11 protein-coding genes are annotated in these 14844 nt (G+C 67.3%); all 11 read right to left on the bottom strand.

Annotated elements, in window-relative coordinates; translation table 11 throughout:
• Positions 1–15 precede the first annotated feature (15 nt).
• On the bottom strand, positions 16–852 hold the full coding sequence (gene rplB / locus CLV68_RS06420; RefSeq protein WP_092777665.1) for a 50S ribosomal protein L2: 837 nt from the start codon (positions 850–852) through the stop codon (positions 16–18).
• A gap of 14 nt (positions 853–866) precedes the next feature.
• Positions 867–1166, bottom strand: a complete 300-nt coding sequence (gene rplW, locus CLV68_RS06415; protein ID WP_018682831.1) for a 50S ribosomal protein L23 — start codon at positions 1164–1166, stop codon at positions 867–869.
• Positions 1163–1846 carry a 50S ribosomal protein L4 gene (gene rplD, locus CLV68_RS06410; protein WP_121389583.1) on the bottom strand — a complete coding sequence of 228 codons (684 nt, stop codon included), beginning with the start codon at positions 1844–1846 and terminating at the stop codon, positions 1163–1165. The genes rplW and rplD overlap by 4 nt, the downstream gene beginning before the upstream one ends.
• The gene (rplC, locus tag CLV68_RS06405; RefSeq protein ID WP_121389582.1) at positions 1846–2496 is read right to left on the bottom strand and encodes a 50S ribosomal protein L3; all 651 of its coding nucleotides are present in this window, start codon (positions 2494–2496) and stop codon (positions 1846–1848) included. Before rplC ends, rplD begins: the two co-directional genes overlap by 1 nt.
• Positions 2497–2531: 35 nt before the next feature.
• Positions 2532–2837, bottom strand: a complete 306-nt coding sequence (gene rpsJ / locus CLV68_RS06400; RefSeq protein WP_003938093.1) for a 30S ribosomal protein S10 — start codon at positions 2835–2837, stop codon at positions 2532–2534.
• 334 nt (positions 2838–3171) lie between these two features.
• A complete protein-coding gene (gene tuf / locus CLV68_RS06395) occupies positions 3172–4365 on the bottom strand; it encodes an elongation factor Tu (RefSeq protein ID WP_121389581.1) in 1194 nt (397 codons plus the stop codon).
• 136 nt (positions 4366–4501) lie between these two features.
• Positions 4502–6607 (bottom strand): elongation factor G, encoded by a 2106-nt coding sequence (gene fusA, locus CLV68_RS06390; RefSeq protein WP_121389580.1) that lies wholly within the window; start codon positions 6605–6607, stop codon positions 4502–4504.
• Between the two features lie 66 nt (positions 6608–6673).
• The gene (rpsG, locus tag CLV68_RS06385) at positions 6674–7144 is read right to left on the bottom strand and encodes a 30S ribosomal protein S7 (protein WP_026424116.1); all 471 of its coding nucleotides are present in this window, start codon (positions 7142–7144) and stop codon (positions 6674–6676) included.
• A 1-nt stretch (position 7145) separates the two neighbouring features.
• On the bottom strand, positions 7146–7520 hold the full coding sequence (rpsL, locus tag CLV68_RS06380) for a 30S ribosomal protein S12 (RefSeq protein ID WP_092777655.1): 375 nt from the start codon (positions 7518–7520) through the stop codon (positions 7146–7148).
• Positions 7521–7924: 404 nt separating this feature from the next.
• Positions 7925–8152 (bottom strand): hypothetical protein, encoded by a 228-nt coding sequence (locus CLV68_RS33295; RefSeq protein WP_147459893.1) that lies wholly within the window; start codon positions 8150–8152, stop codon positions 7925–7927.
• Between the two features lie 288 nt (positions 8153–8440).
• Positions 8441–14638, bottom strand: a complete 6198-nt coding sequence (locus CLV68_RS06370; protein ID WP_246009689.1) for a PA14 domain-containing protein — start codon at positions 14636–14638, stop codon at positions 8441–8443.
• Between the last annotated feature and the right edge of the window lie 206 nt (positions 14639–14844).

Below are 14844 nucleotides of genomic sequence, written 5' to 3'. Positions count from 1 at the left end.
GTCTTAACCTCCTGCTCAGCGCTTCTTGCCGGTACGGCGGCGGCGGACGATCATCTTGTCGCTGGCCTTCTTGCGGCTGCGGGTGCGGCCCTCGGGCTTACCTGCCGGGTTCACCGGGTGGCGACCACCGGAGGTCTTGCCCTCACCACCACCGTGCGGGTGGTCGACCGGGTTCATCGCGACACCGCGGACGGTCGGGCGGCGGCCCTTCCAGCGCATCCGGCCCGCCTTGCCCCAGTTGATGTTGGAGTGCTCGGCGTTGCCGACCTCGCCGACGGTGGCGCGGCAGCGCACGTCGACGTTGCGGATCTCGCCGGACGGCATGCGCAGCTGCGCGTAGGGACCGTCCTTGGCGACCAGCTGCACGCTGGTGCCCGCGGACCGCGCGATCTTCGCGCCGCCACCGGGGCGGAGCTCGATCGCGTGGATCACGGTGCCGACCGGGATGTTGCGCAGCGGCAGGTTGTTGCCCGGCTTGATGTCGGCGCGGGGGCCGTTCTCAATCGGGTCGCCCTGCGACAGCTTGTTCGGCGCGATGATGTAGCGCTTCTCGCCGTCGGCGTAGTGCAGCAGCGCGATGCGCGCGGTGCGGTTGGGGTCGTACTCGATGTGCGCGACCTTGGCAGGCACACCGTCCTTGTCGTTGCGCCGGAAGTCGATCAGTCGGTACGCGCGCTTGTGACCGCCACCCTTGTGCCGGGTGGTGATCTTGCCGTGCGCGTTGCGACCGCCCCGTCCGTGCAGCGGACGGATCAGTGACTTCTCCGGCGTCGACCGCGTGATCTCGGCGAAGTCCGAGACACTGGCGCCGCGACGACCCGGGGTCGTCGGCTTGTACTTGCGGATACCCATGTCTGCTCAGTCCCTTACGCGGCCGGGCCGCCGAAGATCTCGATCGGCTTGCTCTCGGCGGACAGCGTCACGATTGCCCGCTTGGTGTCCTTGCGCTTGCCGTACCCGGTGCGGGTCCGCTTGCGCTTGCCGTTGCGGTTCAACGTGTTGACGCTGACGACCTTGACGCCGAATACCTTCTCCACCGCGATCTTGATGGCGGTCTTGTTGGCGTCCGGGTGCACCACGAAGGTGTACTTGTTCTCCTCGAGGAGCCCGTAGGACTTCTCGGAGATCACCGGCGCGAGAAGGATGTCTCGGGGGTCGGGGATCACTTGTCCTCCTCGGACTTCGCGGCCTCGGCCGAGGTGGCCCTGGCCTTGCCGACCTTGACCGGCCGGGACAGGAAGTCGTCGTAGGCGGCCTTGGTGAACACCACGTCGTCGTTGACCAGCACGTCATAGGTGTTGAGCTGGTCGGGCGCGATCACGTGCACGTGCGGCAGGTTGCGCACCGACACCCAGGCGACGTCCTCGTCGCGGGTCAGCACGACCAGCACGCGCCGGGCGCTGGTGATCGACTCCAGCAGCAGGCGGGCGGTCTTGGTCGACGGGGTGTCCCCGTCCACCAGGCCGGTCACCACGTGCACCTGGCCCGCGCGCGCCCGGTCGGAGAGGGCACCGCGCAGGGCGGCCGCCTTCATCTTCTTGGGGGTGCGCTGCGAGTAGTCGCGCGGCTGCGGGCCGTGGACCACGCCACCGCCGACGAACTGCGGTGCGCGGGTCGAGCCCTGGCGGGCGCGGCCGGTGCCCTTCTGGCGGTACGGCTTGCGGCCACCGCCGGAGACCTCACCGCGGGTCTTGGTGGAGTGCGTGCCCTGGCGGGCCGCGGCCAGCTGGGCCACCACGACCTGGTGCATCAGCGGCACGTTGGCCTGGACGTCGAAGATCTCGGCGGGCAGCTCGACGCTGCCGTCGGTCTTGCCGCCCGGGGCCTTGATGTCAACGCTGCTCATCAGGCACCGCCCTTCGCGGCAGTCTTGAGGAACACCAGACCGCCCTTGGGGCCGGGAACGGCACCCTTGAGCAGGATCAGGCCGGACTCGGCGTCCACCTGGTGCACCGTGAGGTTCTGGGTGGTCACGCGCACGTGGCCCATGCGGCCCGCCATGCGCAGACCCTTGAAGACGCGGCCCGGGGTGGCGCAGCCGCCGATGGAGCCGGGCGAGCGGTGCTTGCGCTGGGTGCCGTGCGAGGCGCCGAGGCCCTTGAAGCCGTGGCGCTTCATGACACCAGCGGTGCCCTTGCCCTTGGTCGTACCGGTCGCGTCGACCACCTGACCGGCCTCGAACACCTCAGCGGTGATCTCCTGACCGAGCTCGTAGGACGCGGCGTCGGTGGTGCGCAGCTCAGCGAGCACGCGGCGCGGGGTGACACCGGCCTTGGTGAAGTGCCCGGTCTCGGGCTTGTTCACCTTGCGCGGGTCGATGGCGCCGTACGCGAGCTGGACGGCGACGTAGCCGTCGCTGTCCTGGGTGCGCACCTGCGTGACCACGTTGGGCCCCGCCTTGACGACGGTGACCGGGACGATCCGGTTGTTCTCGTCGAAGACCTGGGTCATCCCGAGCTTGGTGCCCAGGATTCCCTTCATCTGCCTGTCAGACATGACTGTGTTTCTCTCCGCCGCTCAGCGCCGCACGCTTACTGGATGTTGACGTCGACACTCGCAGGCAGATCGATGCGCATGAGCGCGTCGACCGTCTTCGGGGTCGGGTCGAGGATGTCGATGAGACGCTTGTGCGTGCGCATCTCGAAGTGCTCGCGCGAGTCCTTGTACTTGTGCGGCGAGCGGATGACGCAGTAGACGTTCTTCTCCGTGGGCAGCGGCACTGGCCCCACGACCCGTGCGCCGGTGCGCGTCACGGTCTCCACGATCTTTCGCGCGGACGCGTCGATCGCCTCGTGGTCGTAGGCCTTGAGCCGGATGCGGATCTTCTGTCCCGCCATGGTGGCTTGCCGTTCCTCTTGTCGTTGCGATGTCGGCAGACCTGTCAGGCCGAACCGCGCCGCTTCCCTGTTCACATGCTGCGATCCCGCGGCTCCCGGTCCACGCGGTCGGGCGTGTCGCGCCCGAGTCGCATGGCGGTCCCTTGGACGAAATCCTTGGGCAAGCCGAGCATCTGTTGTCTAGAGGGGTGCTGACACCCCGGCCCCCACGCGGAGGCGGCCGGTGTGTACAACCCCGGCCGCCCCGCGACGAGCAACCCATGAAGGATGCCACACGCAGGTGTGACGATCCAAATCGGGGGGTCGGACCGCGTGGTCCGACCCCCCGGTGGCACTACTTGAGGATCTTGACGACCCGGCCTGCGCCGACGGTGCGGCCACCCTCGCGGATGGCGAAGCGCAGACCCTCGTCCATCGCGATGGGCTGGATCAGGTTGACCGTCATGCCCGTGCTGTCGCCCGGCATGACCATCTCGGTGCCCTCGGGGAGGGTCACCACGCCGGTCACGTCGGTGGTGCGGAAGTAGAACTGCGGGCGGTAGTTGTTGAAGAACGGGGTGTGACGACCGCCCTCGTCCTTGCTCAGGATGACGACCTGGGCCTCGAACTCGGTGTGCGGGGTCGTGGTGCCCGGCTTCACGATGACCTGGCCGCGCTCGATGTCCTCGCGCTTGATGCCGCGCAGCAGGAGACCGACGTTGTCGCCAGCGCGACCCTGGTCGAGGAGCTTGCGGAACATCTCGACACCGGTGACGGTGCTCTTCTGCGCCTTCTCCTTGATGCCGACGATCTCCACCTCCTCGTTGACGTTGACGATGCCCCGCTCGATGCGACCGGTCGCGACGGTGCCGCGGCCGGTGATCGTGAAGACGTCCTCGACGGGCATGAGGAAGGGCTTGACGACGTCGCGCTCGGGCTCCGGGATGCTCTCGTCCACGGCGTCCATGAGCTCGATGAGGCGGGCGCCCCACTCGGCGTCGCCCTCGAGGGCCTTGAGCGCGGAGACGCGCACGACCGGGAGGTCGTCACCCGGGAAGTCCTGAGCGGACAGCAGCTCGCGGACCTCGAGCTCGACGAGCTCCAGGATCTCCTCGTCGTCGACCATGTCGGCCTTGTTCAGCGCGACGACGATGTAGGGGACGCCGACCTGGCGGGCGAGCAGCACGTGCTCACGGGTCTGCGGCATCGGGCCGTCGGTCGCGGCGACCACCAGGATGGCGCCGTCCATCTGCGCGGCACCGGTGATCATGTTCTTCACGTAGTCGGCGTGACCCGGGCAGTCGACGTGCGCGTAGTGGCGCTTCTCCGTCTGGTACTCGATGTGCGCGATGGAAATGGTGATACCGCGCTGCTTCTCCTCCGGCGCCTTGTCGATCTCGTCGAACGGCGTGAAGGGGTTCAGGTCGGGGTACTTGTCGTGCAGGACCTTCGAGATGGCCGCGGTCAGCGTGGTCTTGCCATGGTCGATGTGACCAATGGTGCCGATGTTGACGTGCGGCTTGGTCCGCTCGAACTTGGCCTTCGCCACTGGACTGTCCTCCTGGACTGGATCTGCTGCTCTGTTCCACTTCCGTGCCGGACATTATCTGCCCGGCACGGAGGCGGCTATCTGGGTCTGTTGCGGGCCGCGGGGCCGAGGTGGCCCCGCTTACGCGGGTAGGGGATTACTCCCCCGTCGCCTTGGCGATGATTTCCTTCGCCACGTTCGCGGGAACCTCGGCGTAGGAGTCGAACACCATCGAGTAGTTGGCGCGGCCCTGGGTCTTGGACCGCAGGTCGCCCACGTACCCGAACATCTCAGACAGCGGCACCAGCGCCTTGACGATGCGGGCCCCGCTGCGCTCCTCCATGGCCTGGATCTGGCCGCGGCGGGAGTTCAGGTCGCCGATGACATCGCCCATGTAGTCCTCGGGCGTGGTCACCTCGACCGCCATCAGCGGCTCCAGGATCACGGGACCGGCCTTGCGGGCGGCCTCCTTGAGCGCCATGGAACCGGCGACCTTGAACGCCATCTCGGACGAGTCCACCTCGTGGTAGGCACCGTCCAGCAGCGTCAACTTCAGCCCGACGAGCGGGTAACCGGCCAGAACACCGTACTGCATGGCGTCCTGCGCACCGGCGTCGACCGACGGGATGTACTCGCGCGGCACGCGGCCACCGGTGACGCCGTTGGCGAACTCGTAGAGCACGCCGTCGCTCGTCGAGGTGTCGAGCGGCTCGAGCTTGATGACGACCTTCGCGAACTGGCCCGACCCACCGGTCTGCTTCTTGTGGGTGTAGTCCAGCTTCTCGACCGTCTTGCGGATGGTCTCGCGGTAGGCCACCTGCGGCTTGCCGATGTTCGCCTCGACCTTGAACTCGCGGCGCATGCGGTCCACCAGGATGTCCAGGTGGAGCTCGCCCATGCCCGCGATGATCGTCTGGCCGGTCTCCTCGTCCAGGTTGACCTTGAAGGTGGGGTCCTCCTCGGCCAGCTTCTGGATCGCGGTGCCCAGCTTCTCCTGGTCGGCCTTGGTCTTGGGCTCGATGGCGACCTGGATGACCGGGTCCGGGAAGGTCATCGACTCGAGCACGATCGGGTTCGCCGAGTCGGACAAGGTCTCACCGGTGGTGGTGTCCTTGAGCCCGATGACGGCGTAGATGTGCCCGGCGATGGCTTCCTCGACCGGCTGCTCCTTGTTGGCGTGCATCTGGAAGAGCTTCCCGATGCGCTCCTTGCGGTCCTTGGTCGAGTTGATGACCTGGGCACCGGAGGCGACCCGTCCCGAGTAGACGCGGACGTAGGTCAGCTTGCCGAAGAACGGGTGCGAGGCGATCTTGAAGGCCAGCCCGGAGAACGGCTCCTCCACGCTGGGCCTGCGGGTCACCTTGGTCTCGCCGTCCTGCAGCGTGCCCTCGACGGCGGGGACGTCCAGCGGCGACGGCAGGTAGTCGATCACGGCGTCGAGCATGGGCTGCACGCCCTTGTTCTTGAACGCCGAACCGCAGAGCACCGGGTACGCGGTCGCGTCGGTGACGATCTTGCGGATGCCCGACTTGATCTGCGCGACGGTCAGCTCCTCGCCACCGAGGTAGAGCTCCATGAGCTCGTCGTCGGTCTCGGCGACCGCCTCGATCAGGGCGTCCCGGTACTCCTGCGCGGTCTCCAGCAGGTCTTCCGGGATCGCCTCGATCGTGTAGTCCTCGCCCTTCTTGACCTCACCGCGCCAGGTCAGCGCCCGCATCTCGACCAGGTCGACGACACCGATGAAGTCGCCCTCCGAGCCGATCGGGATCTGGATGGGCAGCGGCTTGGCGCCGAGGCGCTCGGAGATGGTGCGCACGGTGAAGTAGAAGTCCGCGCCGAGCTTGTCCATCTTGTTGACGAAGCAGATGCGCGGGACGTCGTACTTCGATGCCTGGCGCCAGACCTGCTCGGACTGGGGCTCGACACCTTCCTTGCCGTCGAACACCGCGACGGCACCGTCGAGCACCCGCAGGGACCGCTCCACCTCGACGGTGAAGTCGACGTGCCCGGGGGTGTCGATGATGTTGATCTGGTGGTCTTTCCAGTAGCAGGTGGTGGCAGCCGAGGTGATCGTGATGCCCCGCTCCTGCTCCTGCTCCATCCAGTCCATGACCGCGGCGCCGTCGTGCACCTCGCCGATCTTGTAGCTGATCCCCGTGTAGAAGAGGATCCGCTCGGTCGTCGTGGTCTTGCCCGCGTCGATGTGGGCCATGATCCCGATGTTGCGGACCTTGGCCAGGTCGGTCAGCACGTCGAGTGCCACGGGTTCTTCCCCTGTCCTTGAGCTACGGCGCCGCTGAGGCGTCCGCCGGATGGCGGACGCCCGTGATCACCAGCGGTAGTGGGCGAAGGCCTTGTTGGACTCAGCCATCTTGTGCGTGTCCTCGCGGCGCTTGACGCTGGCGCCAAGACCGTTGGAGGCGTCGAGAAGCTCGTTCATCAGCCGCTCGATCATGGTCTTCTCGCGGCGGGCCTGGGAGAACGACACCAGCCAGCGCAGCGCCAGGGTCGTCGAGCGACCCGGCTTGACCTCGATCGGCACCTGGTAGGTCGCACCACCGACGCGGCGGCTCTTGACCTCCAGCGTCGGCTTCACGTTGTCGAGGGCGCGCTTGAGCGTGACAACCGGGTCGGTGCCGGTCTTGTCGCGGGCACCCTCGAGGGCGCCGTAGACGATGCGCTCGGCGACCGAGCGCTTGCCGTCCTTGAGCACCTTGTTGATGAGCTGGGTGACCAGCGGCGAGCTGTACACCGGGTCGGAGATCAGCGGCCGCTTCGGGGCCGGTCCCTTACGGGGCATGTCAGCTCTTCTCCTTCTTCGCGCCGTAGAGGCTGCGCGCCTGCTTGCGGTTCTTCACGCCCTGCGTGTCCAGCGAGCCGCGGATGATCTTGTAGCGAACACCCGGGAGGTCCTTCACACGACCGCCGCGCACGAGCACCATGGAGTGCTCCTGCAGGTTGTGGCCCTCACCAGGGATGTACGCCGTGACCTCGATGCCGCTGGTCAGCTTGACGCGAGCGACCTTGCGGAGCGCGGAGTTGGGCTTCTTCGGGGTGGTGGTGTACACGCGCGTGCACACGCCACGCCGCTGCGGGCTCCCCTTGAGAGCCGCAGTCTTCTGCTTGGCGACCTTGTCCTGGCGGCCCTTGCGGACCAGCTGCTGGATCGTGGGCATAGACCGGCTTTCTCTTTCACTCTCGACACCCCCGCGAGGGCGCCGAAGGCACTGTGTACTTGCGGTTCCTGCTCTTCCGCCCGCCCCCCGAGGTCGGGCGTGTCGCCCGCTCTCGCGGCACCCGCACGGGAAGAAAACCATCCCAGCGGGGTTCGGGAGGAACTCCGGCGTGACTGGCAGGAGTCCAGCCGACGACATCCAGGTGGACGCCCTCGTCGTGGACCGCGCGGCACAGGCACACGGACCGACCCGACATGGGTCGGGCACGAGTAGCAAAGATACCTTGGTCGTGACGGGGAGGTCAAAACGGGGGTACCCAAGCAGCCGCGCGGTTGGTCCACCCGAAGGGGTACCCGAAAGCACCCGGTGGTGTGGTGCAGCTCTCAGCTACCGAGACCCGCGGGTCAGGCGGAGCCGAAGAAGTCGGCCAGCGCCTGCTTGGTCTTCCGCGCCTTCAACCGCCTGCGGCTGACCAAGCGCTTGCGCAGCCGGATCACCCGCCCGTCGGTCAGCCTGAGCTTCAAGTACTGGAGCCGCAGGACCTGCCCCATCGGACTCCCGTCCGACAACCAGATCCACACCCGCACGTCCCCAGGAGCCAGCGACCAGCGCCTGCCCCGCTCCCTGAACACAAGCCGCCCACCAACGATGCGCACCGGGCCCAGGTCCACCACCGCTGAACCGCACCAGAGCGCCATACCCAGGAAGAGGACCGCGAGCAGGAGGCCCGAGACACTCCCGAAATCGCCGCGGAACCCCGACGAACCGAACCCCGCGGCAGCGAGGAGGAGAAGAACCGCACCTAGGAGGCACCAATACGCGGTCAGCGCCCAGGACCTCGACACGACAACCAAGACATCTCCCGCGACGTGCACTGGGGGGCGCTACTCGCGCCCCCCAGTGTCAGTTTCTCGACGTTGTTAGCAGAAGGACTGGTACCGCTTCTTGGATAGCGAGCAACCCAGGTTCATGGCCGCGCCGGGCAGGCTGTACGTGAGCGAACCCAGCGTTGCCTTCACGAATGTCGGCCGGAAGATCTTCGAACCCAGTGCGCGGAACACGCCGCGCAGTCCGAGCCGAACGGTTCCGGGGAACGCCCGACCCGCTGCCCGGTTCAACCCGAAGCCGAGGACCGTGTTCACCGTGTCCGCGGCAGCGCCCCGCCAGGTGAACTTGCCTTCGGTGTACTTCTGGTGCTGGCGGGCGGCGAGTGCCAGGCCCGACATCACGGCGCAACCGGTTCCGATCGACCCGATGCACACCCCGACCGCGACCCACGTGGCAACCGTACCCCGATTCTTCCAGGCCCAGTTGCCCACGGCCTTGGCCTTGCGGCAGATCCAGCACCTACCGTCGAGGTCGGTGGTGTTGATCGGATTGCCGCCGACGTACTCGTAGTCGTTCGACCCGCCGCCCTCGACCGGGTCGACGGAGAGGAACCGCCCCAGGGCCGGGCTGTAGGGCCGGGCGCCCATCTGGATGATGGACAACGACCCCGCGTGCTCGTACGGGCGCTGGTGCTGACCGAGCCAGCCGTTGTCGAAGTGCCCGGGCTGGTTGTCGGGGACACCGTCGTTCACGGTGCCGATAGGCTCGCCGTACGGGCTGAAGGCACGCAGCGAACCGGACTGCAGACCGGCGTTGGTGGTGGTCAACGACAGGTCACCGCGCACGGTGGGGTGGTCCCAGGTGCGGTCCGCCGCGACCGGTTTCCAGGTGTGCAACACGCCACCGGGCAAGAGGATGCTGCGCGTGATGATTTTCTTGTCCGCGCCGTTGAGGGCGTAGTCAGCGGTGTCGCCGTCGGAGGTGTAGCCGTAGCGGATGTCGGTGGCGGTGTCGCCCTGCGTGGTCTGGCGCCGGGTGATCCGGTCGTTGGCGTCCCGGGTGTAGGACACCGCCGCCGGGTCCGAGCCGGTGGTGGTGATCAGGATGTTGCGGTCGGCGTTGTCCCAACCGAACACCGTGGTCGCCCCACTCTGGGTGTACTGGGTGGTGGAACCGTGGGAGTTGTACTGGATCCCGGTCACCGGGTTGGTGCCCACGGTCGCGATGAGCCTGTCCGCCGCGTCGTAGCAGTACCCGGTGTCATCCGTGCCGCTGGTGGTCTCGTCCCACAGGTACACCCGGTTGGTGTTCAGACCGGCGTTGGCCTGCTTCCCGCTCGGGCACGCCGCAGGTGCGGTGGAGGTGAAGTCGTAGCCGTAGTGGTGGTCGGTCACCCAGGCATCGGTGAGCCGACCCGCGGCGTCGTAGTCGAAGTTCGGCAGGCCCGGCCTCGCGTCCACGCCGCCGAGCGATTCGTCAATGATCGTGCCCGCACGAGTACGGGTCACCGTTGACGCGACTGTGGCGTTGTTGCTGGTCTTCCACGTCAACGACGTGAGCCTGCCCGCGGTGTCCTTGCCCGTGGCGTTGAGCGAACTGCCATTGGCGTAGGTCACCGACGCCAGTTCACCCGCGGCGTCGTAGGTGGCGGTCGCCAGCACCGTGCCGTCGAGCGACGTGGTGAGCACCCGACCGGTGTCGTCGTAGGTGTTGGTGGTGTCTTGGACGGCGTCGGTCACGTTCGCCGGGACGACCCTTTCCAGCGTCACCCGGCCCGCCTGGTTGTAGCTGGTCTCGGTCCGGACGCCGTTGGCGTCGGTGTAGGCCACCAGCCTGCCGAGCAGGTCGACCTGGGTGGTGATCGTGCCGTTGTAGTCGGTCGCCGAGGTCGTGAGCGGGTCGCCCCCGACCGCGAAGTTCTGGGTGGTGGTGCGCGCGCCCGCCGAGGCGTTGGCGGGAATCGTCACGGAGACCGCGCGGTCACGCACGTCGTAGCTCGTGCAGGTCCAGTCACCAGCAGTGGACTTGGCCACTACCCGGCCGGAGGCGTCGTAGATCTGCTCGTCCACCCGTGCCGTACCGGAGGCGGGGGTGGGCAGGGTGGTCTTCTTGGCCAGACCGCCCTGGTTGACCTGGTTGTCACCGGCGACGCACGGGTCGTCGCGGGTTTCGGTGTCCCCGTAGTACTCGTAGGTGGTCTGCGCACTCGTGGGCATGGTCTTGGCCGTCTTGCGCAGGTATGCCGTGCCCGGCGCCTCGTAGGTCGAGGAGCTGGTGAGCCCGCCCACCGTGGTCGAGCTGGCCTGACCGTAGGTGGGGTCCATGCCGCCCTGGTCGTAGCGGGTGGTGCTGGACTTGTCCGGAACGCCGGCCGACTCGAACGTGGTGGTCGAGGTGGTCAGGCCGTGCTTGGGGCGCAGTGCTGATCCCGGCACAACTTCCTGGACGGCTGCCGGGGTGGTCCAGTGGAGTTCGAGTTGGGCGCCGAGGTCTACTTCGAAGTAGTCGATGCGGATCTTCTTGCTCTGCCCCGCCGCAGTGCTGACGACGTTGGCGTTGCGCCAGAGGGGGAAGGTGCCGATCCAGCTGTCGATGATCAACTCATCGTCGATCCACACGCGGATGCCGTCGTCGGCGAACAGGCGCAGGTTGTAGGTACCCGCGGCCGGGAACACGATGTCGCCGGTGGCGCGGAGCGAGTAGAAGTCGGCGGGGATACCGGTGGTGGGGATCCCAGGCCAGGTCTGCTGGAGCTTGCCGGTGGGGTCACCGAAACCGGTCGTGTAGACCTTCGGCGCACCGGACAAGGTGTTGTTGTCGTACCAGGACACCGACAGGCCGTTGATGTTCTCGTCGTAGCCGGTGCTGGTGCGGGGTACGGTGCTCGCACAGGCCACGGTCGGGAGTTGGCCGGTGAAGCACGACGCCGGTGCGGGACCGTAGTTGTCGATCGGTCGGTCTTGCGCGTCGTAGACCGTGGTCGAGACCCGGCCCGCGGAGTCGGTGGAGGTCAGCTTGAGGTCCTTGACGTTCCACGTCTGGGACGAGACCTTGCCATTGGCATCTGTTGTGGACAGAACACGGTCGGCGTCGTCGTAGGTAACCTTGCTGGAGAACCCGATCGCCGGGCTGATCCCGGCGATATCGGTGTAGGCGATGCGGTTGGGGCGGTCGTAGCGGTACGAGTGCGCGGGTCGCGACGCGCCGATGGACGGTGCCGGGCTGGTGACCGAGGTGGCCACCGGCTTGACCGCGGCGGTGTTGTCGTAGCCGATCGCGGTGTAGGTCGCCGCGGTGTCGCGGACACCAGGGTTCACCGCCACCCAGTCGGCGGCGAGGGGATCGCGTACGCCGGTGAGGATGCCGTTGGTGTAGGTGTAGTCGGTGATCTCACTGCCCGGGTCCTCGATCCGGAACAGCTGCCCCGCCTTGTACCAGAGGCGAGACGTGGTGCCGTCCCAGTAGACGATGCGGCACAGCATCTGGGCCGGGGGCAGCGCGTCCGCGCCGGAGGGAACCGAGGCGCCGCCGTAGCAGTCCTCGCCCGGGCGGTTGTAGTACAGCTGGTGCAACCTGTTCGAGACCGGGTCCTTGATCTGGACCAATCGCGACGGCGTGCCGTTGTAGAGGTTCTGCAATGCGGCGGGCTTGCGCGAATCGGCCACATTGGACTGTGTGTCGAGTTTGCCGTCCGTGCGGAAGACGAACACGTCGGCGCCCTGGGTGAGGGTGATGCGGCCGGTGTTGTCGAGGCCGAGTGTGCCGTCCTCGTCCTCCGGCGGCGCGTACCCACCAGCGGACTTCTTGGTCCACGTGTGCTTGGCGCCGGTGGCGTCGGTGACGACGATGGTCTGGTCGACCACCTTCGCCTCGGTGTAGGTGCTCCCGGAGCCGTCAAGGTCAGCCGACAGGGTCCAGCCCTTGGGCAGGGCGGGGCTGTCGGTGGACGCGAGCCAGGCCGAGGGAACGATCTGCTCCGGCACCGAACCACCGGAGGTGGTGCGGGTGTAGAGCTTCATCGAGGCGTTGCCGGTCATCTCCTGCAACTCGACCTTGATCGGCACAGCCACACCCTGGGTCAGCGCGACACCGGTGGCCGCGGCCCAGTCGAGCGTGGCGCGCGGCGTGGCCACGTCGTAGACCTTGGCGTTGTTGATCCAGACGACCGGGCCGTCGTCGTGCAGACCGGCGAACTGGTAGGTGCCGGTCACCGGCGGGATGAACCAGCCCTCCCACCGGACCAGCCACCAGTCGGCGCCCAAGGCGGGTGAGTGCGGGGAGCTGGTACCCCAGTCCGCGTTGATCTGCGGCTCGTTCCGGGTCAGGACCGGGACCTGGCCGTCGTTGATCAGACCAGCGTGGGAGACATCGTCGAAGTAGGACGCCTTCACGCCGGTCGCGACGGGCTGCTGGGAGTTGTAGGTGAAGCTGAGCCCGGCGGTTCCACCGACCGTGGTGAACGTCGGCGACGACGCCGAGGTGGACACGTTGCCGTTGGCCAGGTTCACCGTGACCGGACCCACAGTGTCCACAGGGGACGGACCGTGGTCACCGATGCGCTGGTCGACCTTGAAGTGCCCGACCCAAGCGGACGGCGTCAAGCTGTAACCCGACGCGGTGGTGGCCTTCCACGTGTACGCCGCACCGTCGGTCAGCACACCCTCGGGGATCGTCCACGTCGGAGTCGTCACGCAACCCGAGTCCACGACCTGACCCGACTTGCCATCCGTGCCGGTGGCGACGGTGAAGCAGTACTTGACCGCGTCGCCATCGGCGTCGGTGACCGAGTTGACCGCCAACGTCGGCGTCAACGAAGTCAGCACGCTGTTGTCCGCCGGTGCCGAGAGAACCGGTGCGGGCGGGGCGTTGCCGGTGTCGACGTAGATGGTGGCGGTGAGGTTCTTGTAGCTGTAGACACCCGGGGTCTCGGTGCCCACGAGCATGAACCAGTAGTTCCAGTTGTTGGTGTTGACCGCGTTCTTCACGAAGTTGGTCAACGTGGTGCTCTGGAAGCTGCCGACGTCACCGACGATGGACGCCGCCAGGTGCGGGCCGGGGCCGTTGAAGCTGAAGTTGTTCAGGTCGTAGAGGTTCGTGCTCCACGCCTTGTTGTAGCCACCGCCGTTCGCGCGCGACACATCCATCCGCACGCCGACCACGTTCTGGCCCGAGAGCGACGAGAAGTTGTAGTGGAACGCCGAACGCCAGTAAGTGTCACCACCACTGGGGCCCGACTGCGAGTTGCCGACCCGCGCACCGCAGTGCTGGCAGCTGTAACCATCGGACTTGTACGCCCACGAGTTGTCCGCCGCGAAGCTGAACGTCGGGTCCACGTTCACCGGGTACACGCGCTTCGGGTCCTTCAGCCACGTCTCGTCGACCGAGACCGTGAGCACCCACTTGCCCTTGACCTGCTCCAGCCCGTACCAGCCACCGGTCTGCGCAGGCGCCTTGTCCTTGCCGTCACCAGCGGAGTCCCAGGTCTCCACCGGCGGCATGAACGCCTTCACAACCCCCTTGGCGTCCACCAGCTCGATGCCACCGCCCGCCAGGCGCGGGGTCAGCGAACCGGTGTCCAGGGTGAACTTCCAGGACGAACGGCCCGGCTTGCGGACGACGATCGTCTCCTTCACCGAACTCGCCGTGACCTCGTACTTCAGGTCCGTGTCCGGCGCGACATCGGCGTAGTCGGCGTTCTTGCCCGCCACCTTCGCCTTGCGACCCTTCGCGACACCGTCCATGCCGAGCGACACCCTCGCGCCGTCGACCTCGATCGCGACCAACGACGGATCATCAGCGGCAGCGGCCAGCGAGGCGTTGAGCGGGTGGCGCTTGGCCTTCGCCCGACCGGTTCCGTCGACCTCCAACGAAGCGTCGATCGGCTGCCAGGTGCCCGCGGAATCCTTGACGTTCAACGGCTCCGCGGACTGCTTGGTGGTGCGCGACCCATCCGGGTTCACGTACTCCTCGACGAACTGCGACCGCGACACCACCCGCGACCGCGCCGGGTCGAACCGCGAACCCGGGTCAGCCGCCCTGGTGAGCGGAGCGAAATCCGCGTCCACCCGCGGCGCGGGCGCACGCTTCTCCGCCGCGGCAGGCGCATCGGCCAGCGGCAGCGTCCGTACATCAACGGCAGTAGAGGGACCAGGTTTGGGTGCCGCGGCGGCGGCAGGCGTGACTGCGGTCACCCCGGACACCACCACGGCCAAGGACAGGGCAGCCCCCAGTACCCGGGCAGCCTTCATCAGGCGCACGCGTTCGCGCGCGCCGCTATAGCGACGTTTCACGTATTACCCCAGTGCTCAGGCGGTCCCCGACAACCGCACCAGCGAGACCCGTTCAGCGTGTCCAAAACCCGCTGACTCGGCGATACGCCATTCGGGTATGAGGGGCATAACTGCCGAAACTGCCTGATCGGACATACCGGAAGTTCACCTGGAGGGCGTCGAGGCCCGGTGGACAACGTCAGGTCCACTCGTTCCACGGGACCGAA

It is taken from the genome of Actinokineospora cianjurensis, assembly GCF_003663795.1.
GTDB lineage: Bacteria > Actinomycetota > Actinomycetes > Mycobacteriales > Pseudonocardiaceae > Actinokineospora > Actinokineospora terrae.
This window is presented reverse-complemented; position numbering and strand designations above follow the sequence as displayed.